At 67.5% G+C, this 23,075-nt stretch carries 15 protein-coding genes, 1 pseudogene and 1 riboswitch; of the genes and pseudogenes, 10 read left to right on the top strand and 6 right to left on the bottom strand.

Features of this window, described 5'->3' with window-relative positions; genetic code table 11:
• Positions 1 to 133: 133 nt before the first annotated feature.
• The 3 genes from D456_RS0122690 to D456_RS0122675 form a co-directional block, all read right to left on the bottom strand.
• Positions 134 to 2,152 carry a glycosyltransferase gene (locus D456_RS0122690; protein WP_017578472.1) on the bottom strand — a complete coding sequence of 673 codons (2,019 nt, stop codon included), beginning with the start codon at positions 2,150 to 2,152 and terminating at the stop codon, positions 134 to 136.
• A gap of 39 nt (positions 2,153 to 2,191) precedes the next feature.
• Positions 2,192 to 3,238 (bottom strand): class I SAM-dependent methyltransferase, encoded by a 1,047-nt coding sequence (locus D456_RS0122685; protein WP_017578471.1) that lies wholly within the window; start codon positions 3,236 to 3,238, stop codon positions 2,192 to 2,194.
• A gap of 786 nt (positions 3,239 to 4,024) precedes the next feature.
• Entirely contained in the window at positions 4,025 to 6,052 is a 2,028-nt protein-coding gene (locus tag D456_RS0122675) for an acyltransferase family protein (RefSeq protein WP_017578469.1), read from the bottom strand.
• 293 nt (positions 6,053 to 6,345) lie between these two features.
• On the opposite strand from D456_RS0122675, the gene D456_RS0122670 reads away from it, so the two are divergent.
• Positions 6,346 to 6,960, top strand: coding sequence for a superoxide dismutase (locus D456_RS0122670; RefSeq protein ID WP_017578468.1), 615 nt, complete (start codon positions 6,346 to 6,348; stop codon positions 6,958 to 6,960).
• Between the two features lie 523 nt (positions 6,961 to 7,483).
• Complete coding sequence (locus D456_RS0122665; protein WP_017578467.1) at positions 7,484 to 8,878, top strand: SGNH/GDSL hydrolase family protein; 1,395 nt, start codon at positions 7,484 to 7,486, stop codon at positions 8,876 to 8,878.
• Between the two features lie 118 nt (positions 8,879 to 8,996).
• On the opposite strand, the gene rocD is transcribed toward D456_RS0122665, so the two are convergent.
• On the bottom strand, positions 8,997 to 10,265 hold the full coding sequence (gene rocD / locus D456_RS0122660) for an ornithine--oxo-acid transaminase (RefSeq protein ID WP_017578466.1): 1,269 nt from the start codon (positions 10,263 to 10,265) through the stop codon (positions 8,997 to 8,999).
• A 369-nt stretch (positions 10,266 to 10,634) separates the two neighbouring features.
• On the opposite strand from rocD, the gene D456_RS0122655 reads away from it, so the two are divergent.
• The 3 genes from D456_RS0122655 (at position 10,635) to thiD (ending at position 14,492) form a co-directional block, all read left to right on the top strand.
• Positions 10,635 to 12,320, top strand: a complete 1,686-nt coding sequence (locus D456_RS0122655) for an AMP-binding protein (protein ID WP_017578465.1) — start codon at positions 10,635 to 10,637, stop codon at positions 12,318 to 12,320.
• A gap of 329 nt (positions 12,321 to 12,649) precedes the next feature.
• A complete protein-coding gene (locus D456_RS0122650) occupies positions 12,650 to 13,576 on the top strand; it encodes a DUF368 domain-containing protein (RefSeq protein ID WP_017578464.1) in 927 nt (308 codons plus the stop codon).
• Positions 13,577 to 13,599: 23 nt separating this feature from the next.
• Positions 13,600 to 13,701: riboswitch (TPP riboswitch) on the top strand.
• Positions 13,689 to 14,492: a bifunctional hydroxymethylpyrimidine kinase/phosphomethylpyrimidine kinase gene (thiD, locus tag D456_RS0122645; protein WP_017578463.1), complete on the top strand. Its 804-nt coding sequence runs from the start codon at positions 13,689 to 13,691 to the stop codon at positions 14,490 to 14,492. (Overlaps the previous riboswitch by 13 nt.)
• Positions 14,493 to 14,578: 86 nt before the next feature.
• Here thiD and D456_RS0122640 read toward each other — a convergent pair whose 3' ends face one another.
• The gene (locus D456_RS0122640) at positions 14,579 to 15,994 is read right to left on the bottom strand and encodes an alanine/glycine:cation symporter family protein (protein WP_017578462.1); all 1,416 of its coding nucleotides are present in this window, start codon (positions 15,992 to 15,994) and stop codon (positions 14,579 to 14,581) included.
• A 196-nt stretch (positions 15,995 to 16,190) separates the two neighbouring features.
• Positions 16,191 to 16,433, bottom strand: a complete 243-nt coding sequence (locus D456_RS0122635; protein WP_017578461.1) for a DUF6457 domain-containing protein — start codon at positions 16,431 to 16,433, stop codon at positions 16,191 to 16,193.
• A 585-nt stretch (positions 16,434 to 17,018) separates the two neighbouring features.
• Between D456_RS0122635 and D456_RS26195 the strand changes: the two are divergent.
• The 5 genes and pseudogenes from D456_RS26195 to D456_RS0122615 form a co-directional block, all read left to right on the top strand.
• A pseudogene (locus D456_RS26195) lies at positions 17,019 to 17,747 on the top strand (transposase); the annotation flags it as partial.
• A gap of 702 nt (positions 17,748 to 18,449) precedes the next feature.
• A complete protein-coding gene (locus D456_RS26190; RefSeq protein ID WP_083904674.1) occupies positions 18,450 to 19,607 on the top strand; it encodes a 3-deoxy-7-phosphoheptulonate synthase in 1,158 nt (385 codons plus the stop codon).
• A gap of 316 nt (positions 19,608 to 19,923) precedes the next feature.
• Positions 19,924 to 21,120, top strand: coding sequence for an alpha/beta fold hydrolase (locus D456_RS0122625; protein WP_017578459.1), 1,197 nt, complete (start codon positions 19,924 to 19,926; stop codon positions 21,118 to 21,120).
• Positions 21,121 to 21,126: 6 nt separating this feature from the next.
• Complete coding sequence (locus D456_RS0122620) at positions 21,127 to 22,230, top strand: SDR family oxidoreductase (RefSeq protein ID WP_017578458.1); 1,104 nt, start codon at positions 21,127 to 21,129, stop codon at positions 22,228 to 22,230.
• 23 nt (positions 22,231 to 22,253) lie between these two features.
• On the top strand, positions 22,254 to 23,051 hold the full coding sequence (locus D456_RS0122615; protein ID WP_083904673.1) for an AMP-binding protein: 798 nt from the start codon (positions 22,254 to 22,256) through the stop codon (positions 23,049 to 23,051).
• Positions 23,052 to 23,075: the final 24 nt, after the last annotated feature.

Raw genomic sequence — 23,075 nt, 5'->3', positions numbered from 1 at the left:
GACAACCACGGCTCCCACTCCCCCACACCAGGAACCACCACCGAACCGTAATCATTGCGGACCACGTAGGGCCGTTCGACACCGACCGAGTTCTCGGGCCCGGGGAACTCGGCCGCGGTGGTCTCCGGAGTCGTCATGGTCTCTCCCCCGTCGTGTCGGTGGCCACGGGCGCGCCCAACGGGGCGGGTTCGCCCTCCAGGAGGGTGCTGGGCCGCCAGCCGGACCACTGTCGTGCATGGTTGCGCAGGAAGTAGGACATGTCTTCGGACCAGGTGTGGCCCGCGCCGGTACGGCGCAGCACGTACCCCAGACCGTGGGTGCGGTGGATACGGCCCCCGCCCCGGGCCACGGCGAGCAGGAGTTGGGTGTCGATGGCGCGCGGCAGCGGGCGGAACCCTCCGGTCTCCTCCAGCACCACCCGGTCGACGAGGACCGTGCCGCCGGCGATGAACCGGGTGGCGGTCTCCGACTCGCGGCTGCGCCACACGGTCAGGTCGATCTCTTGGAGGAAGACGAAGTCCTGCCCGGCGCCCACGAGTTCGGCCCCCGAGTAACGGCGGGCGAGCAGCAGGTCGGCGAGGTGGTCGGGCCCGTACCAGTCGTCATCGTCCCATTTGGCGATCAGGGAGCCGCCGGCGCGGGCCACGGCGTCGTTGAGCACGGAGCCGAAGACCTGCTCCTGGTCGGCCTCGTGAACGGTCAGCGGTATCCCGGTGGCGTCGAAGCGGCCGAGGGCGGAGGCCACTTCGGGGCGGTCGGCGCCGAACCCGTGCAGGGCCAGGACGACCTCGACCCCGACACCCCGCTGGCGGGCGATCTGTGCGAGGGCGAAACCCACCATCTCGGGCCTTCGGGTGCACAGGACCACGGAGACGGTCGGTTCGGGCGGTGCCGGGATCCCGGCACGGCGTGCCAGGTCCCTCCACCGGGAGCGCGTACCGTGCAGTTCCAGGGCGGCCCGGCGCAGGCGCACGCTGTGTTCCTCACGGCGCAGACGGTCGGCGAGGTCGTCCTCGTCGGCGCCGGTGAGCAGGACGGCCAGCCGGCTGCCGAGCCCGACGGCCCAGGTGGGTACGGTGCCGCTGAGCAGGGGAACGCCCCCGGCCGCCAAGGAGGCCACGGCACGGACCGCTGCGGTGGGTCCGGTGTGCCCGGACCAGTCCACCCGCACCCCGCGCAAGTGGCGCAGACGGCTGAGGTCGACGTCGGTGACGGTGCCATCGGCGGCGACGGTGACCAGTACCTTCCGGCCCTGGCGTACCACGGCACGGTCGCCGTGCACGGTCAGATCGCCCAGTTGCCCCTTCTCCGCCTTGGTGAACCCGGTGGGGTTGACGGTGAGCTCGTCGATCGGCGCGACCGTGTGCACCAGGCCGTCCTCGTCGGCCGCTGAACGGGTGCGCACCTGGGCGCGGGCGCGGGTGGGGGCGTGCGAGCCCACCAGACCCGCCCAGGAGTCGGCGTCGGTGGGTTCGGTCTCCAGGGCGGGTACGTCGGCGTCGGTCCAGTCGGGACGCGGGTCCTGGCCCACCCGCAGAGCGAGGTCGGCCTGGGGTGTGACCCGCCGCAGGGGGACCGGACCGGCCTCGGTGACCCCTTGCACGCCGGTGTCGCCGGGCCGCCAGAGCGCCCCCTCGGTGCCGTGGAGGGCGGCCAGCGGGGTGACGGCTGCGCCGCGCCTGCGACCGCGCATGCCGTGCACGACGGTGTCGAGGACCTGATCGGGTCGGGTCGCGTGGGGGAAGAAGAGCTCGCACACCCAGCCGTCGCGGTCCACGCGCCGCACCCGCACCTCGTGCAGGTCGCGCCACTGCCCCAGCCCGGGGGCGGAGGGCAGGGGAGGTTCCTGGTGGCCGGGTGTGGCCAGGATCGAGACGAGGACGTGTGCGGCTCTGGGCAGATGGACGGCCGTGGTCAGGGCACGGTGCAGGTCGGTGGGGGTGGCCGCGACGACGGCCACCAGTCCGGCCTCGGGGTCCTCCCCCTCGGTCACGGGTGTGCCCATGGGATGGGTGTCGAGGTCGACGATCCGGTCGCCGCGGCGGGTCCGGAGCCGGGTCAGAGGGCTGCGGGCGCCCTCACCGGTGTGGCCCAGCACCGCCGGTTCGTCGCCTCGGGCGCGCAGGGCGCCTCGCAGGACTGTGCTGATCATCTGCTGCTCTCGTGGGGTCGACGGTGACGGGTGACCGGTTCAGGCCCCTTTGCGGGAGAAGACGTGGGCGCCCTTCTCCGCGGGCTCCTCGGCCCGTCGGAGTTCGGGGTACTCCTCGAGCCAGCGTTCACCCAGGGCCCGCTCGTCCTTGCGGTTGGTGTCGTCCAGGACGATGACGGCGTCGTCGGCCAAGTTGGGCCAGAAGGTGGGCAGGGCCTGGTAGCGGGCCTGGCGGCCGGTCGACTCCGGGGGCCCGTCCACGAGCAGGAGTCCGATACCGTCCAGGTCGCTGAGGGCAGAGGTGTCGTACCAGCGGTCGGCGGTGGTGAACTCCTCCCCGTCCGAGCCGGTCAGGGAGCTCGGGTCGATCTCGACCAAGGGCGCCAGGCGCACCTCGACGACATCGTCCAACCCGTGTTCGGCGACCATGGCACGGGTCTGTTCGGCGTAGTGGACCTCGTGTTCGATCGCCACGACCCGGCCGCGGCCCTGCCGGCGCAGCGCGTAACCCATCCAGATGCTGGAAGCACCGCTGCCGCACTCGACGACGAGTCCGGGCTGCAGGCGGTCGATGTGGCGCACGACCAGACGCATGAGGTCGGGCGAGGCCGCCCACCCGCGCAGCGACGGCATGAACGCGGGGACGTCCAGGTGTTCGCGCAGCTCGGTCCAGGCCACGTGCTGCTCGAAGTTGTCGCGGTCCTGGGCGACCAGGTCCTGTCGGATCTGGCAGCGTTGCCGGGGCAGGGCCTGGCCCTCGAGGCGGCCGACGGTGGCACGGACCTCGCTGAGGGCCTCGGTGGCCTCGGCGATCTCCAGGCGTTCGGCCGCGACCGTCTCGGTGACGACCCGGGTGTGGGTGCGCACCTCCACGGACAGGGTGTGGACGGCACGGCGAACGAGCAGCAGGCCCGCGGCCAGACCGCACACGGCCCCGCCCAGGAGCACGAGTCCGCTCAGGACCAGTGCCTGGGGCCAGGGCAGGAGGCCGAGGGCGGCCAGTGCCGGGGGGATCAGGACCGTGACCGCACCCACCGACGCCGCGGTGAGGAGGAACGGGAGAAGACGACGACGCAGGGAGCGCATGAGTGGTGACCTCCACATGTTTTCGGTCCGATGTTAACTATCCCGACAATGCACAGAAGGCACGAACAGTCCATTTCAAAAGGAATCCTGCGTAATTCTCCCTCCGTTCACTTCCCCCTCGCTTTTCTCTCTTTCCGGGTCGACCGAGAATTCTCCGAACACGACCGGATCACCGTTCGACGGTCTCCTCCATGGCAGGGTCGGCCACGGGCGCGAGTGTTCCGGTGAACGTGGCTGTCATGTGCGCGTGGCCCCAGAACACGAGCACGTTTCCCGCGACCTCGCCGCAGTTCCCACCGGGGCGCACGTACTCGGTGAAGTCGAGGGGGACGACGTTTCCGGGCGGTTCGGGGGAGAGCGCGGAATCGCTGTCGCCCTGAGAGCGCAGCGCGGGCCCGGTGCGTTTCTCGACGGGACGGGGATCGAGACGTTCGGCCCCTGGTATCCGCTACGGGTGAAGGCGACCGGACGCCGGTCCCGTTCCTGAGCGGCGGCGCGCACCGCCGGACACCAGTGGCCCGCGCGCGAGGCACCGACCAGCGCGAGGGTGCGTTCGGCGTCCCCGGACCCCTCGTCGCAGGCGGTGAGCGGGGTGGAACCGGAGCCGCTCCCCCGACGCCCGGCGGGCAGGCCCGGGGTGGTGACCGAACGAAGCCCGGGAGACACGGACATGGGCACCTCTCCGCGTGGTCGACAGAGGCACAAGCAATAAACACGCTAAGGCAAACCCCGTACACGCTCAGTGATAAGCGTATTTCGGGAGATTCCCCGTGTTCGGCGCAGACCTCACCAGCCGGTGGCCTCCAGCAGGGCCTCCTCCATCATCGGTACGAGCGTGCGCGCATAGGTGGCCGTCATGTGCGAGTGGTCCCAGAACACGAGCACGTTGCCGACCACCGCGTCACAGTTCCCACCGGGGCACACGTACTCGGTCAGGTCGAAGGTGGTCACGTGCCCGGGCAGGTCACGGTCCTGGGCGGGGTCGATGCCGGCATGGCTGTAGGCGGCCGGGGAGGTGCACTCCCCCGCGGGTCCGCGCTCGACGCACTCGGCGCTCCGGTAGTCGCGGCGCGGCAGGTCACGGACCCCGATGACCTCGACATCGAGGGTTCCCAGCTCCTCCCAACGCTCCACGAACCCGTCCGGCAGTCGTTCACCGCTGGGGTTGGCCGTGGTGGAGGAGGTCAGGACCGCGTCGGGGCGCAGGTCGGCGAGGATCTCCATCGCCTCGGCGTTCCACTCCTCGCACTCGGTGAAGACCTCCCCCTCGCGCATCGGGGTGTCCGTGCTGAACTGGCAGCCGCTCTTGGTGAAGGAGACCAGCCGCCACCCGTGTTCCTCGGCCACCTCCTGCACGGCCGGATACCAGTGGGCCACCCTGGAGGCGCCCACCAGCGCCAGGGTGTGCTCGGCGTCCTCGGCCCCCTCGTCGCAGACCACCACCTCGCTCTCCTCCAGGTTGACGTGGCACCCCTGGTCGTGGTGGTCGGACAGGTCGTCCTCGGCCACGACCGGGTCGGGCCGCACGGGCACGTCCTGCTCGGTCGGTGCACCGTCCCGGGCCGGGACCGCCTCCCCCTCGGCACGGGCGATGCTGAGCGCGCCCGGGTAGTTCGCTTCCTCGGTGGCAAGCTCCGTCCGGTGCTGGTACTCACGCACGATCTGGTCCGACCACACCAGGGAAGCGGCCACGAGCGGCACCAGGAAGGAGGCGGCCAGGACCAGGGAGCGGGCAGGGGTGCGGCGGTCCCGGAGCATCCGGGTCACACCGCCGTCCACGACCCGGTGCGAGAGCCAGGCCAGCACGAAGGAGACGGCCACGACCGCAGCACCGCCGTGGAGACCGGCGACCGTACGTTCGGTGGTGTGCAGGTGGATCACCAGGACCGGCCAGTGCCACAGGTAGAGGCCGTAGGACAGCCCGCCCAACCAGGTCAGCGGACGCCAGGTCAGCAACCGGTCGGCGGCCAGGCGGTGCCCGGTCGTACCGGCGACGACCACCAGCACCGCGGCACCGGCCGGCCACAGGGCGATCCACCCTGGGAACATCGTCGAGACCGGCACCAGCGCCCCGCACAGCACCAGCCCGGCCAGACCGGCCCATCCCAGGAACAGACGCAGCCGGACGGGCAGGCCGATCCGGTGCACCACCAGAGCCAGGGCCGCGCCCAGGGCCGGTTCCCACAGACGGGCTCCGGTGTCGAAGTAGGCCCAGGCCTGGTCGGAACCGGTGATCCACACCGAGTAGGCGAACGACACCGTGAACACGGCCGCCACGGCCGTCAGGGCGGCGCGCCGCACAGTGGTGCCCAGACGTGCGGCGACCAGCGCTGCCGAGGCCAGCAGCAGGGGCCAGAGCAGATAGAACTGGCCCTGGACCGACAGGGACCAGAAGTGCTGGACCGGGCTCAGGGCCTCCTCGCGCGCCAGGTAGTCCACGGCCTTCTGTGCCAGTACCCAGTTCTCGTGGTACAGCGCCGCCGCCCGCACCTCCTCCAGCACCCCCGGCCGGCGTGAGGGCGGCAGGAACAGGTACGTGGCCGCCAGGGTCCCCGCGAGCGCCACCGCTGCGGCCGGAACCAGCCGCCGGGCCAGGCGCGACCAGAACGCGGTGAAGGAGATCCGTCCGTCCCGTTCCAGGGAGCGCAGCAACGACCCGGTGACGAGGAAGCCGGTGAGCAGCAGGAACACGTCCACGCCGCCGGAGACCCGGCCGAACCAGACGTGGTAGGCGATCACGAGCAGGACGGCGACCGCACGCAGTCCCTCGATCTCGGGTCTGTGCCGCGGACCGGCTTCCGGTGCAACGGACATGGGTGGGAACGACCTCACGGGGTAGGGGGATGACGTCTACGGAGCGCCGGTGCACGGCTTCAACGGTGCATCGTGCCCGGTCACGGTGTTGCGGTGGTGAACCGGTGGGGAACGCGCGGCCAACGCCGGCGATCGCACCGGGGGATGCCCCGTAGTCGCCCAGAACCCGGATTATTCCCGGGACCGGGTGTCGACAGCCTGGGATCGGGCCCCGGCCTGCTCGGCTGATAGCTTGCTCCGTAGCGATCCCATCGCTGGTGAACGAATCGCGTCTTTGGAAAGGTGCGTCAGAGATGTCTGCGCCGTACGAGCTTCCTGAGCTGCCCTACGACTACGCTTCCCTGGAGCCCTGGATCTCCGGGCAGATCATGGAACTGCACCACGACAAGCACCACGCAACGTACGTGGCCGGTGCCAACACCGCTCTCGAGAAGATGGCGGAAGCGCGCGATTCCGGCGACCTCGGGACCGTGCCGATGCTCGAGAAGAACCTTGCGTTCAACCTGGGTGGCCACGTCAACCACTCGATCTTCTGGAAGAACCTCTCCCCCGAGGGCGGCGACAAGCCCGAGGGCGAGCTGGGTGCGGCCATCGACGACCAGTTCGGGTCCTTCGACGCCTTCCGCTCGCACTTCAACGCCGCTGCCACCACCATCCAGGGTTCCGGCTGGGCCATCCTGGCCTGGGACGCCCTGGGCAAGCGTCTGGTCATCGAGCAGCTCTACGACCAGCAGAGCAACGCTGCCCTCAGCAGCCAGCCGCTGCTGATGCTGGACATGTGGGAGCACGCCTTCTACCTCCAGTACAAGAACGTCAAGGCCGACTACGTCAAGGCGTTCTGGAACGTCGTCAACTGGGCCGACGTCCAGCAGCGTTTCGCCGACGCCCGCAAGGTCGAGATCGCCTAGAGGTCTCGTGTCCGGAGGCCTCGGCCCCGCCCCGGCCGCGGCCGGGTAGTACGGAGGAGGGCGGCACCCGCACGGCGGGTGCCGCCCTCCCTCATGTGCGGGCACGGGGCCGTCCGTCTGCCCGGCCCGTCCGGCAGCCTTGTGAAGTGGAACGAGGTTCCGGCTGGATTTTTGTGGATTTCAACGGTGTCCCAGGCGGCCCCCGACCGGCAGAGTCGAAGTACCTCCCTGGCAAGTGGAGAGGGCGCGTGGGTCCCAGCGGGATTGGCCGCCGCTGGGGCCCGCCCCACCGGACCGCGAGCGAAGGGCGCTGCGTGGGGAGGAGCGGACAACGCCCCACCGCAGTGGGAGCAACGGCGCCCCTCCGGTCAACAGCGTCCCTGGCCTCCGGGACCGAACGCCACCCGGCACCGGCACCTGGTGGCCCTGTGACCGTGGTGTTCTCGACACGATCGGGACGAACCGCCGAGGGTAGTCTGAGCCGAGAGCATCAACCGTCCAGGACCGGGAGACGATAGCGGCCGTGTCAACGCGTGGTGACGACCCGTCGGACTTCGACGAGCCCGAACACGGCCCCGGGGCCGGGGAGCGCGGCCGGGACGAGCAACCGGACGACGGCACGGGCGGAGCACCGGCGCACGGGAACAGCGGGGCGGAACAGAACTCCGAGGACAGCAGCGCGGAGCAGACCTCCGAGGGCAGCGGGGCCACAGCGGTCTCCCGCCCCTCCCGGAAACGTCCGCGCACCCGGCGCGCGCGTATCGCCCTGTACTCCGCAGCGGCCCTGGTCCTGCTCCTGGTGGTCACGATGGCCGTCCCCGCCACCCGCGACGGCGTGACCGATCTCTGGTGCGACCTCACCGGAGGCGTGTGCCCCGGCGACCCGCCTCCCCTCACCGAGGAGGAGCAGCAGGAAGAACTGGACTGGCGCGTGCGCGTGGAGCCCGAAGAAGCGGCCCTGTGGGGCAACTACGTGGCACTGGGCGATTCCTACTCCTCCGGTGACGGCGCCGGCGACTACGACCCCTCGACCGCCGAGCCCGGCGGATGCTGGCGCTCGGAGAACGCTTACCCGCGGCTCATCTCCGAGGAGTACGAGTTCTCCGGCACGCTCGCCTTCTTCGCGTGCTCCTCGCACAAGGGCGAGGACATGCTCAGCCGGCTCGGCACACCCGAGTCGCAGATCGAACGGGTCACCGACCACACCTCGCTGGTGACGATCGGCATCGGCGGCAACGACCTCGGTTTCATCCCCGTGCTGCGCACCTGCATGGTGCGGATGCCGATCCTGGACAACACCGCGTGTGTGGACCAGGAGGAGGAGATCTCCGACCGGATGGAGCAGTTCGAGGAGACCCTCACCCAGGTCCTGGAGGAGATCCACGACCGTGCGCCCGACGCCCGCATCCTGGTGGTGGGGTATCCGCGCCTGTTCCCCGAGGAGCCCACGGGGATGTACTACACGTTGAGCGTCAACGACCAGGAGTGGTTGAACACGGTCGCGCGGCGGTTCAACGAGACGATCCGCGACACCGTCTACCGCGTGGACGGCGACGTCTACGGCGAGCGCGACGTCGGCAGCGCCGAGTACGTCAACGTGTTCAGTTCGTTGAACGGGTACGAGGTCAGTGCGGACGAGGCCTGGCTCAACGGCATCGTCCTGGGCGAGCTCGGCGAGGGACTGGAGGTGGACCGCGCGAGCTTCCACCCCACCGCCGAGGGGCAGATGTCGATGGCCGAACGTGTGCGGAGCCAGATCGAGGAGGGGCCCGAACGGACCCTCTACGTCACACGCGAGACCCTGGAACAGGTCGACCAGGAGATCTTGAGGTCCGAACTCGGCGGCCCCCTGGACCCGGTAGGGCCCGAGGAGGAGGTCGCCGACGGAGGGGAGGCCGAGGAGGCCGGGACCTCCTGACCCGGGGGCGGCCCCGTTCCGCACCCGGGGCGTGCACGCGCGAGGCGGCGCGGGCGCTCGGCCCGGAGGCCGCCCCGCACGTGAACGGTGGGGCGTGCGGGTCCGGCTCAGGGCCCCGTCAACGGCGCAGGCCCGTGAGGACCTCCTCGAAACGGTCCAGGCCCCAGTTGAGGTCCGCCTCCGAGATCACCAGCGGCGGCGACATCCGGATCGTGGAACCGTGGGTGTCCTTGACCAGCACCCCGTGCTCGGCCAGGCGCCGGCACAGCTCCTTCCCGTCCGCGAGGTCGGGGTCGACGTCGACGCCGGCCCACAGGCCGATGCTGCGCGCGGAGACGACCCCGTTGCCGACGAGTCCCTTCAGGCGCTGTTCGAGCACCTCGCCCAGGCGCTGGGCGTTGTCGAGGTAGGGGCCCTCGGTGAGCATGCGCACGACCGTGCTTCCCACGGCTCCCGCGAGCGGGTTCCCGCCGAAGGTGCTGCCGTGCTGGCCGGGCTGGATCACACCGAGCACGTCCTCGTCGGCCACCATCGCCGAGACCGGGAGGATGCCGCCGCCCAGGGCCTTGCCGAACAGGTAGGCGTCGGGGACCACGTCGAAGTGCTCGCAGGCCCGGATCGTGCCGGTGCGCCCGAGGCCGGCCTGCACCTCGTCGGCGATGAACAACATCCGGTTGGCGTCGCAGAGCTCCCGTACCCGCGGCAGGTAGTCCGGGGGTGGGACGATGACCCCGGCCTCGCCCTGGATCGGTTCGATGAGCACCGCGGCGGTGGTGTGGTCGATCGCCGCCTCGAGCGCGGCCGCGTCCCCGTAGGGCACGGACCGGAAACCGGGGGTGTAGGGGCCGAAGCCGGTGCGGGCCTCGGGGTCGGAGGAGAAGGAGACGACGGTGGTGGTGCGGCCGTGGAAGTTGTCGCCGGCCACGACGATGGTGGCCTGGTCCTCGGGCACGCCCTTGACCTCGTAGGCCCACTTGCGGGCGACCTTGATACCGGTCTCGACCGCCTCGGCCCCGGTGTTCATCGGCAGGACCTTCTCTTTGCCCACCATGTCGGCCAGGGCGGCGGCCCACGGGGCGAACTGGTCGTTGTGGAAGGCCCTGCTGGTCAGGGTCACGCGGTCGAGCTGACGGTGGGCGGCCGCGAGCAGGTCCGGGTTGTGGTGGCCGAAGTTCATCGCGGAGTACCCGGCGAGGCAGTCCAGGTACCGGCGTCCTTCCACGTCGGTCACCCAGGCGCCGCGGCCTTCGGCGGCGACCACGGGAAGGGGGGCGTAGTTGTGGGCGGACCGCTCCTTCGCGAGGGCGATGTGGTCCGCGCTGGAGAGTGAGGGGGCACCGGGGTCACCGGCGGGGTCGTTCTGTCCCAGGTTCTGGGTCGTGCTCATCGAGTAGCTCCGATCACCATTGATCGATGTCTCGCACTTGATACCCACCGGCGGGCGGGGTAGCGCCCTCCGGCAGAAGGTCTCCAAAAGTTGAGCAGATGATCCGCTGAGCCCACAAGGGGTGGGACAACTCACAGGTCCGCCGGGCGGGCCGAAACACCCGCGGCACGTTCGTGGTACACCTCCGAGCAGGGCCGACCCGCCTGCTCCGGCCAGGCTGTGACCTGTACTCCCAGCTCAGGTGACGCGCACCATGCTCCTGCCGGGTATCGGCCGAACACCCGAGGGGTACGGTCACGGCAGAGTCCTGCGCCGCCGCGAGCTCCCCACGCCGGGGACGGCGCTCCACCGTTGTCTGGGAGGTCCTGCGTGCCCCCTTCCGCGTACCCGGACGCACCCTTCTCCCTCGCCCGGTTGTTCGAGGCCGTCACCGAAACAGTCCCCGACCGTGTCGCCGTGGTCTCCGGCCCGCGCCGCCTGACCTACCGGGGCCTGAACGCGCGCTCGACCCGGGTGGCCCGCCACCTGGCGGGCACGGGTGTGCGGCCGGGCGAACACGTGGCGCTGCTCGCCCGCAACCGCGCCGAGTGGTTGGAGTCCTTCCTCGGGATCCTTCGTGCGGGCGCGGTGCCGGTCAACCTCAACTACCGTTACGTGGCCGGGGAACTGCACCACGTACTCTCCGACTCCCACGCCGTCGCCCTGGTCGCCGAGGACTCCCTGGCCGCGACCGTGGTTCCCGTACGCGACGGCCTGCCCCGGCTCCGCCACGTGCTGCTCATCGAGGACGGCAGCCCGCGGGCGGCGTCACTGGCCGGTATGGACTACGAGACGGCGTTGGCCGCCCAACAGCCCGGTGATCCGGCCGAACTGCCGCCCACGAGCGGCTCCGACCACTACCTGCTCTACACCGGCGGCACCACCGGCTATCCCAAGGGGGTGCTGTGGCGCCAGGCCGACATCTTCCGTGCGGCGCTGGAACGCCGTTCCCCGGGTGCGCCGCGCGCCCGCGACCTCACCGATGTGGCCGAACGCGCCGCACGGTGCTTCCCGCAACGGATGTTGCTGCTGGGCCCGCTCATGCACGCGGCCGGCCAGTGGAACGCGTTGAGCATGCTGCTGTGCGGCAAGCGTGTGGTGCTCTCCACCGATTCGGCCTTCGACGCCGACCGCCTGGTCGCCCTGGCCCACCGCGAGGGGGCGCACACCCTCCAGTTGGTGGGCGATGCGATGGCCCGCCCGTTCGTGATGCGCCTGCTGGCCGAACCGGACCGGTGCCCGACCCTGACCTCGGTGCGTTCGGGCGGTACCCCGCTGACCCACCCGGTGCGTGCCCTGTGGCGTTCCTGGCGCTCCGACCTGACCCTGGCCGATTCCTACGGGGGTTCGGAGACCGGTGTGTGCGGGACCGCCGATGCGGGGGTGGTCCCCGGCGCCCATCCCTCCGGTGAGACCGCACGCGGACCGAACTTCGCCATGGGCGGCAGCGTCGCGGTTCTCGACGACCGTCTCGAGCCCTTGCCGGCCGGGTCGACGGAGGTGGGGCGCATCGCCCGTACCGGCCACATCCCGCTGGGCTACTACAACGATCCGGTCGCCACCGCCCGCACGTTCCCGGTTGACCCCCGGGGCCGCCGGTGGGCGCTGTCGGGCGACTACGCGACCCGTGGTGAGGACGGCTCGGTGGTATTGCTGGGGCGGGGCAGCGTCGTGGTCAACACCGCAGGGGAGAAGGTCTACCCCGAGGAGGTCGAGGCGGTCATCAAGGCCCACCCGGACGTTGTGGACGCCATCGTGCTGCCCCTGCCCGACGAGGCCCTGGGCCAGCGTGTGAGCGCCGTGGTCGCGGTGGCCGCGGGTGCCCGGGTGGATGTCGAGGGGCTGCGTGCGCACTGCCGCGGACGCCTGGCCGGCTACAAGGTTCCGCGCAGTGTGCGGTTCGTGGACCAGGTGCGGCGCACGGCGGCCGGAAAGCAGGACTACCGGTGGGCCTCCGCGGTGGCCAGGCGGGGCACGGACACCGGGGAAACGGTCTCCGGCCACCCGGTGTGGTGACCCACCGCGCCGCCCCGCCCTTTCGGGCGCAAGGTCACCTTTGGAGTACACAACCGAAACCCACTGTCGGATCGGGACCCGGGGCGCCCGCACACCATTAGACTGACCTGGTCCGCACTCGTCGGCCGCCTCCCCCGCCTGTCGGCCCGGGCGCGCCACGACCTCCGCGGCTGTACGTGGTCCCACCCCTGAAGCAGGTCGGCCACGTCCCGCACGGACCACACCCCTTTTCCGACTCACCATCCTGCCGTGCGCGGGGTGGGGACGGCGAGACCACTAGGACGGAGGTAAGGCTCCTTCCGGCCCTCGGAGGGCGCCCTACATCTCACATGGCCAAAGTAGGCTCCTACATCTTCAATGCGGTGCGCGGCGGGGCCGTGGGCACCTCGGAAGCGCTGCCGGGCATCAGCGGCGGCACGGTCGCACTCATCGTCGGGCTCTACGACAAGCTCATCGGCGGCGCCGGACACGTGGTCAGCGGGCTCCGCCTGGCCGTGACCGACGGCCTGCGCGGCAAGGGTACGGCCCGCGCCAAGGAAGAATTCGCACGGGCGGACTGGGGGGTCCTGCTGCCCGCACTGATCGGTATGCCGGTCTTCCTGGTCCTGGCCATGCTCCTCATCGCACCGGTCCTGGAGGAGCACACCCAGTACGCCTACGCCCTGTTCTTCGGGCTGGTGCTGGCCAGTTTGTGGATCCCCTTCAGCGCCGCGGGCCTGCCGTGGCGGCCGGTGCACTACGTGGTGGGGATCGTCTTCGCGGTTCTGGCGTTCTTCGTCATGAGCCTGCCGGGCGCCAACCTCCCGGTGAACCCCGTGGTGATCTTCTTCGCCGCCTCGGTGGCGATCTGCGCCCTGGTACTGCCGGGCATGTCCGGTTCCTTCATCCTGCTGACGGTGGGCCTGTACGAACCCGTCCTGCAGGCCGTGCGCGAAGTCGACGTGGCCTTCATCCTCACCTTCGCCGCCGGCGCGGTCACCGGTCTGGCACTGTTCGTCAAGTTGCTGCAGTACCTGCTCGACAACAAGCGCCGCATCACCCTGGTCGTGCTCACCGGGATCATGGCCGGTTCGCTGCGAGCGCTGTGGCCCTGGCAGAACGAGGAGCGCGATGTCGTTCCGGTCAGCGACGTCCCGCTGACCGTGGGCTTCATGGTCCTGGGCTTCGCCGTGGTCGCCGCCGTGCTGGTGTGGGAGCACCGCAAGCGGCTCCAGCGGGAGCGCGAGCACGGACACGGGTCCGCCCTCGTCCGCTGAGACAGGACCTCGTAGAATCTCCCGACAGAGGCGCGGGGTGCCGGTACCTCACCGGTCCGGCTGAGAGCACACCCGTCGAACCTGCCCTAGTTCGTACTAGCGAAGGAACGCCATGAGCGCTTTCAACGTCATGTCCGTGGCCGGGAGCGACCCCAGCGGAGGGGCCGGGATCCAGGCCGATCTCAAGGCCTTCTCCGCGCTCGGTGTCTTCGGGATGAGCGTGGTCACCGCCCTGACCGCCCAGTCCACGCGCGGGGTCGCCGGCGTGCACGGCATCCCGGCCGCGTTCGTCACCCGCCAGCTCGACGTCCTGCTCGAGGACGCCGCGGTCCACGCGGTCAAGGTCGGCATGTTGGGTACCGCCGAGGTGACCGAGGCGGTGGCCGGGGCGATCGACCGGCACGGGCTCGAGAACGTGGTCGTGGACCCGGTCATGGTCGCCAAGAGCGGCGACCGCCTGCTGGAGGGGTCGGCCACGGAGGCCCTGCGCACCGTGCTGCTGCCCCGGACCGGTCTGCTCACCCCCAACCTGCCCGAGGCCGCCGACCTGCTCGGGGCCGGGGAAGCCACCGACCTGGCGGGGATGCACGAACAGGCCGCGGAGTTGCTGAAGCTGGGGCCGCGTGCGGTCCTGCTCAAGGGCGGCCACTTGGACTCCGAGGACAGCGTCGACGTGCTCGCGGCCGAGGGCACGCCCCCGGTGGAGTTCACCGCGCCCCGGGTGCACACCCGCAACACCCACGGCACCGGGTGCACGCTCTCCTCCGCCATCGCCGCTCTGCTCCCCCGGAGCCCGGACACGGCCGCGGCGGTGCGGGGAGCCAAGGGGTACCTGACCGAGGCGCTGCGCCGTGCCGGCGACATCGACGCCGGAGGGGGCCAGGGCCCGGTGCACCATTTCCACGCCTGGTGGTGACCGCCTTTTCCGCCACGGACACGCAGGAGGGGGATCGGCCCTGAGCCGGTCCCCCTCCTGCGTTCGGCGGCGGTCGGGCGTCCGCTTCAGCCGCGGACGTCGTCCATGACCACGTCGGGGTTGCGCCAGTCCGGGTGATTGAAGAACCTGCGTGTCTCGACCACGACGACCGGGGAGAGCAGCAGGAGTCCGAGGAGGTTCGGCAGCGCCATGAGCGCGTTGGCGATGTCGCTGAACAGCCACACCTCGTCCAGAGCCGCGACCGAGCCGACGAAGACGACCACGATGAACACGACCCGGTAGGGCGTCACGAGCTTGCGTCCGCCCAGGTACTCCATGCAGCGCTCGCCGTAGTAGGACCACCCGAGCATGGTGGTGAAGGCGAACACCACCACCGCGGTGGCGACGATGTACTGCCCGGCGACCGCCAGTGTGGCACTGGCCTGGCCGAGCCCCTCGGTCAGGGCCAGGGTGGTCAGCAGGGAACCGTCGACGTCCCCTTCCTGCCAGACCCCGGTCGTGATGATGACCAGGCAGGTCATCGTCACGACGACGATGGTGTCGATGAAGGTCTGGGTCATCGAGACCATGGCCTGGCGGACCGGCTCGCGGGTCTTGGCTGCGGCAGCGGCGATGGCGCCACTGCCCAGGCCGGACTCGTTGGAGAAGATTCCGCGTGCGAACCCCTGCTGGATGGCCAGCATCAGGCCGGCACCCGCGAAACCACCGACCGGCGCGGTGTAGCCGAAGGCGCTGGTGAACACGAGCTGCAGCGCGGGCAGGATCGAGGACCAGTTGATAGCCAGCACCAGCAGGCAGGAGACCACGTAGCCGACGATCATGATCGGCACGAGAGCCGAGGCCACGCGTCCGATGCTCTTGATCCCGCCGAGGATGACGGCGCCGGCCAGCAGCATGAGGACCAGACCCACGACCCAGGGCTCGACCTCGACGATGCTGGTGACCTGCTGGGTGACGGTGTTGGCCTGGGTCCCGTTGCCGATCCCGAAGGCGGCGATGGCTCCGAAAACGGCGAAGGCGCCGCCGAGCACGGTGCCGAGCCAGCCGTTCAGCCCGTACTTGAGGTAGTACATCGGGCCGCCGCTCTGTTCACCCTTGGCGTCGGTACGGCGGAACTTCACGCCCAGCAGCGCCTCGCAGTACTTCGTGGCCATGCCGAGGAGACCGACGACCCACATCCAGAAGAGCGCGCCCGGGCCGCCGACACCGATGGCCAGAGCAGCACCGGCGATGTTGCCGACACCGACCGTGGCCGCCAGCGCCGTACTCAATGCCTGGTAGTGCGAGATGTCGCCCTCGACCGAGGAGTCCTCCTTGCGCCGGACCAGGGCGAGCCAGAGCGAGTGCGGCAACCGCAGGAGCTGGAGCAGCTTCAGTCGGACGGTGAGGAACAGGCCGACACCGGCCAGCAGAGGGATGAGGACGAAGGGTCCCCAGAGCACATCGCTGACGATCTCGGCCATCCCGAGGATCTGATCCATGCGGGGATCTCCGTATCACGTTCGGATCGGGGTACGGCCATGTGCCCGCGCTCTGCTGGACGCCGGAACGACGGCCGATCAGCGTGCACCAGGTCACAGACACTCGATGATGTGGTGACAGGCTTGCAGTGGTTCATCACGTCTACGTCACTTTTGTCCGACGCAAACGTTGCGGGTCGGCCGGAGCCGCGTCCCTTCACTCCTGTGCGGAGTCCAGCGCCAACCGGCTCAGCAGCGCGGCGGCCTCCTCCGGGTCGGCACCGCGACCGACGGCGATCCCCATCAGGTAGACCGTCAGCGGCCCCGCCGGCCGGGCCACCGAGTGCGCGGCGTCCCTGGTCAGGTCGAGGATGCGGTCGACGTCGGCCCGGTCCATGCTCTCCTGCTCGTTCAGTTCCAGCTCTGCACGGACCAGATCCGCCCACTCCACCAGTGTCACCGATTCACTCCTCTGCGTAATGATTCGTCACAGCGATCGCGGTGCGTCACCGGCTCTGCGGCGGTGCGCCCGCGCCGTCGCCGTACCGCACTCTAGAACGGTCGGCCCTCCCCTTCACAGCGGCCCCGCAGGAAAAGCGTGTGTCCCGCAGAGACGGGACCGAAGACGCTGACAGGTACGCCGACCTGCGCCCGCGCAGGCACGCACCACCCACCGCGCGCTTCTCCGCACCTGAGTACCGCCATGACCGGTCAACCTCCATATCGCTATGGTCGGCGTCCCCGCCGTGAGCCACACCCTGCCCGGCCTGGAGATCGTCCGCGAATCGGTCCGCAGGGGCCCCGCGTCACCCACACCAACGACCCCGCCGGCCGGATCGGCGACACCGGAGCCGAAGCGGTCCCCTTCCCCACCACGCTCCCCCCGGGTACGAGGAATGAGCGGACGACTCGGTCGAGGGCATGGACATCTTCGCCGAGGACGCCACGTCCGACGCCTTGCCCGTCCCCCACGGGCCCGTCGCGTTCACAGTGTCGGCCAGGGTCCGTTTCTTGGAAGCGGGAGCGGAGCAGGGCTCGTTCGGCCATGGTCGGCCGTTATGAACTCACCGGTACCGAGCGGATCCTGCTCGCCCCACCCCTGCCCGTGGACGCTCCCCGAAGCAGGGAAGTGGGCCGACCACCGCAAAGTCATCAACACGATCCTGTTCCGTGCCCGCACCGGCATCCCCTGGCGTGACCTTCCCGAACGCTACGGCCCTTGGGAGACCGCTGCTGGACGCCACCGCCGCCGGTGCCGTGAAGAAGGGGACGCATCGCGTGGGGAACCGGATGGGCGCGAAGCGCTCGGGCGGTCCCGGAGCGGGCTGACCACCAAAATCCATCTGCCCGCCGATCAGCACAAGCGTCCTCTGGTGCTGGCCACCAGACCCGGCCGGCGTGGGGACAGCCCGATATCGGAGCCCTTGACGGGGGCTGTGCGCCTGCCCCACAGCACGGTCCGGCCGCGTGCCCGCCCGGACCGGTTGCCGGCCGACAAGGCCTACTCCAGCAGGGCCCATCGGGCCCACCTGCGCAGGCGTCACATCGCGGCGACCGTGGATCGGCCCCTCGACCAGCGCGAGCACCGTCAGCGCAAGGGTCCGCCGGTGGTAGGCCTCCCGATGTTGACCGGGTGGCCTACCGGGGGCGTAACACCGCGGAGCGGGCGGTCAACCCGCTCAAGCAGAACCGGGCGGTCGCGACCCGCTACGACAAGCAAGCTGCGATTTCCGACGGGACCGTACAGGTCTCCTCGACCCGGATCTGGCTCCGCGGTCTGACCCGTTCGAAAAACACGCCCCAGCCCTGCCCTTGGACCGGTCCTGGAATAAGCGTTCCGCCGAAGCGGGACCAAAGGCGAGCTGTTTCACTACTGCACGCTCGTGGACGGCCACACGGCCGACGCCGGGGTGTGGTGGGTACTGATGCGCCGCAAACGCATTACCGCAGAGTCGGCGTTCCCGCGTCGCTACACCTCAAGGTCCCCACTGGCATGGCTGGTGGCGGCAGCCTGACACCGATCGCGGCTAGAGGGACCCTTTGCCCGGGACAACGGACGTGCCGGTCTGGGCAGTTATCAGGAGCGGGCATGGGCGGAAGACGAGCGGCACGAAAAACATGAAGGAACAAGATAATAACTCTAATTAAGTGTGACACTGGGGCACGCTCCGACAACCCAGTGACGCGGCCTCTTCTTCACCTCTTGGAGAACGCATTGATTGATTACCCAGAGACAGGTAAGTGTCACTCAAACAAACCCACATCAAGCGAAATTGGCCACATACGGACAGCCGAGTGGATCGACTACTCAACCTGGGAAAACATCTCCCGCTCAGGCCCTGACCAGCAAAAATCTCTGACTGTCTCCGCTGGCTTTCGATGGCTAGAGTCTCAGCGAGATTTAGGCGCGAACTTCCGTCTTCAATCCACTCTTTTTCGAGTAGTCTCCTTGACGGTGTGAGGTCTGGAGTAAACCATGGGAGTCACCCGTTCCACTCTCGCTGAACAACAGCCGCAGTGGCCCGACCCGCATGCCCTTGCAAAGGTGAAGGAGGAGCTGGGGAACCTCCCCGAACTCGTCACCGAGGAGGAGATCGAAGCACTTTCAGTTAACCTGAGGGCAGTGGCCAGAGGAGAGTCCTTGCTGCTGCACGGCGGCGACTGCATGGAGCCGTTCACTGACTCCGGGCTAGACAGAGTAACCCTGAAGGTTGGGCAGTTATCCGACCTGTCTACCCTCATGCGGGCCGGCTCCGGAATGCCCCGGGTAACGGTGATCGGAAGAATCGCAGGCCAGCATGCCAAGCCTCGATCACAGGAGTATGACTGGAGCCCGGACGGAACAAGGATGCCCGTATACCGGGGGGATGCTGTTAACAGACCGACCCCGGACAGGCGCTTGCGCGAGGCCGACGCGGGCAGGATGCTGGAGTCCTACAGGCATTCAGCTCTCGCCCTCTCCGCACTCCGTCAGAGCTGGAGCGGCAAGCCCAAACATGACCGTGTATTCGCCTCCCATGAACTCCTGCTCCTTCCTTATGAAAGAGCCCTGTTCCGGAAGGGTGAGCGCGGTTCCTATGCTACATCAGCTCATTTCGGATGGGTCGGGGAGCGTACTCGTTCACTCGACGGGTCGCACATGGATTTCTCCGCTTCGGTGCACAACCCTATTGGTGTGAAACTGGGGTATGGTGTCACTCCAGCAGAGTTGGTCTCCTTGGTTGAGAAGCTCAACCCGGAAAGGCTGGAGGGGAGATTGACACTGATCTCCCGCATGGGTGTAAGGAACATTGAACTGGTCCTCCCTGACCTGGTGAGAGCTGTTCGTGAAAGCGGTGTCCCAGTAATATGGATTTGCGACCCTATGCACGGAAACACTTACCGGTCCACATCCGGAGAGAAGACCCGTTCGGTTCCTGACATCCAAGAGGAGGCAGACTCCTTTGTCCGTGTGCTCCGGGCTGGGGGCGTCCAGCCGGCAGGCCTCAGCCTGGAAGTCACCCCGGACCAGGTCACAGAATGTGTTTGGAGCTCCGGACAGGAGCGCTTCCCCCGATACCAGTCTGCTTGTGATCCCCGACTCGATCCCCAACAGGCAGCTGCGGTGGTGGAGGCGTTCACAGAGAATCTGTGAAAATCACTGAAACCCAAGGTCCGTGGAAGATGAAAAATTCTCCACCCTGTAGTCCAGGCCCCTCACCCTCGCCATGATCCTGCACTTCAAAGGCGACTCCAACTGGGCGTCGTTGTATACATCTCGGCCGCGATGCTCCGCGCCCTCTCCGAATTCTTCCAAATAGCCGAAAAACCTGTCTGGTCCACGGTCCGCTCGAAAATATCTAGTGAGACACCCCGCGCATCAACAGCACGCGGCCGATCGCCACACCGGTTGGTGAAACCGGCACCTGATCATCACAGCATTCCTACCCGAGTATCGGAAAGTTGATGCCATGGCAGTGGAGATGCCCGATCTGCGATACAAGACGGATTCAAAGATCGACCTCGATGACGGTCAGTCCCTTTACGTAGAAAGCTACGACAGGGGGACAGAAACCACTCTCGTATTCATCAATAATTTCTATATCGTCGCGCCGATGTGGCGAACCTATCTCGCGAAGGTACGTGAGAAACACTCTGTGCTGCTCTATGACCTGGAGAACCAGGGTGGCTCGTCAGTGGCCGAGGACGCTACTATCGATCATCACGTCGAAACGCTCCACCAGCTTCTGGAGACGTTGGGGAAGCGGCAGGTTGTCCTCGTTGGGACCTCGACATCATGCTTTATCGCGGCCCGCTATGCATTGTCGTACCCCGAGTCCGTATCCGGGATCCTGCTTGTCGGCCCGTCGATCACTCCCAGTGCTGAGCCCGTACGCAGGGCTACGGAGAAAGCTTTGATGACCTCCCTGAAATTGGGGGGCACCGAAGCTTTGTGGGATCATTTGTACTCCTTCGTGTTCTCTGCGCGCACGATGATTGAGATGGGTGCATCCGGGTATCTCGGCCTACGGACAGCTTTCATGGCATTGCACAGGCAAGAACCCATGCTGGCGAACATGCTGTCTAGTGCCAAGTATCATGATGACTTCACGTCGCTGGCGAGTCTTGAGATACCGGTGCAGGCCGTGGTCGGAGACCAGGACACACTGTGGCAAGACAACCAAATTGCAGAAGCCAAGAAAATCCTGGATGGCCCTGACCAGACCGTTCGAGTCCTGGAAGGTCTCGGTCATCTTCCTTACCTCGAAGACGCTGAAATCTTCCAACGCGTCTTGCTGGATTTCATGGATACCAGCCGCATCGGTGCTGCCACTGCAACCCCCGAAAGGGTGAATGGAAGCACAGACGACAATGGAAGAATTCAGCGCGGAACCGGAGAACCCGACATCCAGGTCGTTTCCGCTGAGGACGTAGCCCAGGTTCTCCGGGACATACTCGAGCATGAAGTATCCATGGAAGACCTGAAGACTATGCCTCTGGCCGACATTGGTGTCGAGTCGTGGGCCTTCACTGCTTTCCTGTCCCAGCTCGAAGCGACCTTTTCTTTCCAGTGGGACTTCGACGCACCAGCGGAGTTTTTCGAAAGCGCAGATACTATCGCGAATCATATTTCTGCGACCAAGAAGAATGAAAGAGAACAGGGGTAACAAGCCATGATCCACCTGGTGACAGGAGCCACGGGCTTCCTCGGGTCCCGATTGATCCTCGAGCTTCTGGGGCAGGGGCCCGACCACAAGGTCGTCGCACTGGCGCGCGATGCGCGTGGAGTATCGGCCCAGGATCGGGTGCTCGCACAGTTGCGGGAGGCCGTCGAAAAATACGAGTTCCCTGGCATAGGGACGGACTTGGAAAGTCGGGTCACAGTGGTGGCAGGCGACTTCGCCTCCCTGCCCGACCTGCCTGCCAAGATCGACTCCGCGTGGCATACTGCGGCCTCCCTGAAATTCCTGGATCGCGATGCAGAGGAAATATACTCGGCCAATGTCGAAGCCGTGGAGAACTTGGTCGCATGGCTGAGAACCCATGGAGCAGCTGAACTGAATCACGTTTCGACAGCTTATGTGGCAGGAGAAGCCGAAGGGATCATCTCCGAGGATGCTTTCGACCCGGCCATCCCAGCGAACAACTACTACGAGCACAGCAAGCGATTGGGTGAGGACGTTGTCCTGAAGTCCGGAATCCCGTCGCGAATCATGCGACCGTCCGTCGTTGTCGGGGACAGCACCACCTACCAGACGATGTCCTCCGCCGGCTTCTACGGATTCTATCGCAGCGTGAATTCGTTCAAGAAACGAGTGTCAGTCAAGCTTGGGGACCTCTTCAGCAACACGCCGGTCAACCTCATCACCAACCCCGAAGCCAGAGCCGACTTCGTCACAGTCGACGGGTGTGTTCGCGGGATGGTCGCAGCAGGGCTGGGAGGCGCCGACCTCGGAACGGTGACCCATCTGACCAATCCTGGCGGCACGACCATGGGGGAAATGCTCGACACCGTATTCTTTGGACTTGGACTCAAGACTCCAAATTTCGTCTCTTCCGAAGGTCAGTTGTCATCGATCGACCGAGAACTCAGCGAGAAGATCGAATTCTATGCCCCCTACATCAAACAGGCAAAAGAATTCGAGCATGGAAGCGCGCAGATCTCGGAGCTCACTACTCATCCCATATCCCGAGTCGACCTGGAGAAGTTCCTCTCTGCCTTTTCCCAGTGGGCGGGGATTCCCCACAGCCCGGGTGCCTCACATTCGAATATCTGACACCCAACCGAAACGGAAGCCCCATGTTTGATCTTGCAGCCCTTCTCCCTTCTGCTGCAACGAAACACCCCGGCTCCCTTTTCATCCTGGACGCGCCTATGGAAATCGCGCCGCGCTATGGGGGGAGTCTGTCTTATCGGCAGATGAATGAGGTCGTCGAGGCCACAGCCGTATATCTGGCAAGCCAGGGGGTTAATAAAAAAGATATCGTGGCGGTCTACAAGAGGCAGAATCCTGACATTCTCCCTCTGGCATGTGCCATTGCCCGGGTCGGTGCCATCCCAGCCATGATCTCTCCGGAGCTGGGCAGCAAGGAAGCAGCTGAGCTCGTGGCTCGCCTTGCGCCGAAGTTCCTGATCACCTCGGAAGGCATGTCTGTCGAGCATCCCCGGACGGTGCTAGCAGGTGAGATTGCCGAGGGCACATCCGATCGGGCTGCGTCCCGCTCGCGACTGCCGTCGGCCCCGAAGCCAAAGGCTGAGGAGGTCTACCTGATCACCCACACATCCGGTACCACGGATCTGCCCAAGCTCGTCCCCCAGGCCCGACGAGGCACGCAGATGCCCATCACCGTGCAGTCGGCATTCGCAAAGGCCCTGGGCATCCGGGAAACCTTCGCGCTGGCGATGTCATTCGTCCACGGACGGACCTTTGCCGCCTTCGCCACCGCGCTCCGTCTCGGAATCAACGTGGTCCTGGTATCGGACCCCGAAGCGGATAACGCGCTGCCGCTTCTGGCCGAGCAGAGGCCGGGGCTCTTGGAGACCCACCCCAACATGGCCATGTCCTGGTACTACAGTCGCGCTTCCGTTTTGTCATGAGATCAGCACCGCTTGTCTGCGGTA

This window comes from Nocardiopsis kunsanensis DSM 44524 (assembly GCF_000340965.1).
GTDB lineage: Bacteria > Actinomycetota > Actinomycetes > Streptosporangiales > Streptosporangiaceae > Nocardiopsis > Nocardiopsis kunsanensis.
Note: the sequence above shows the minus strand (reverse complement) of the source record. Positions and strands in the feature narration are given on the sequence as shown.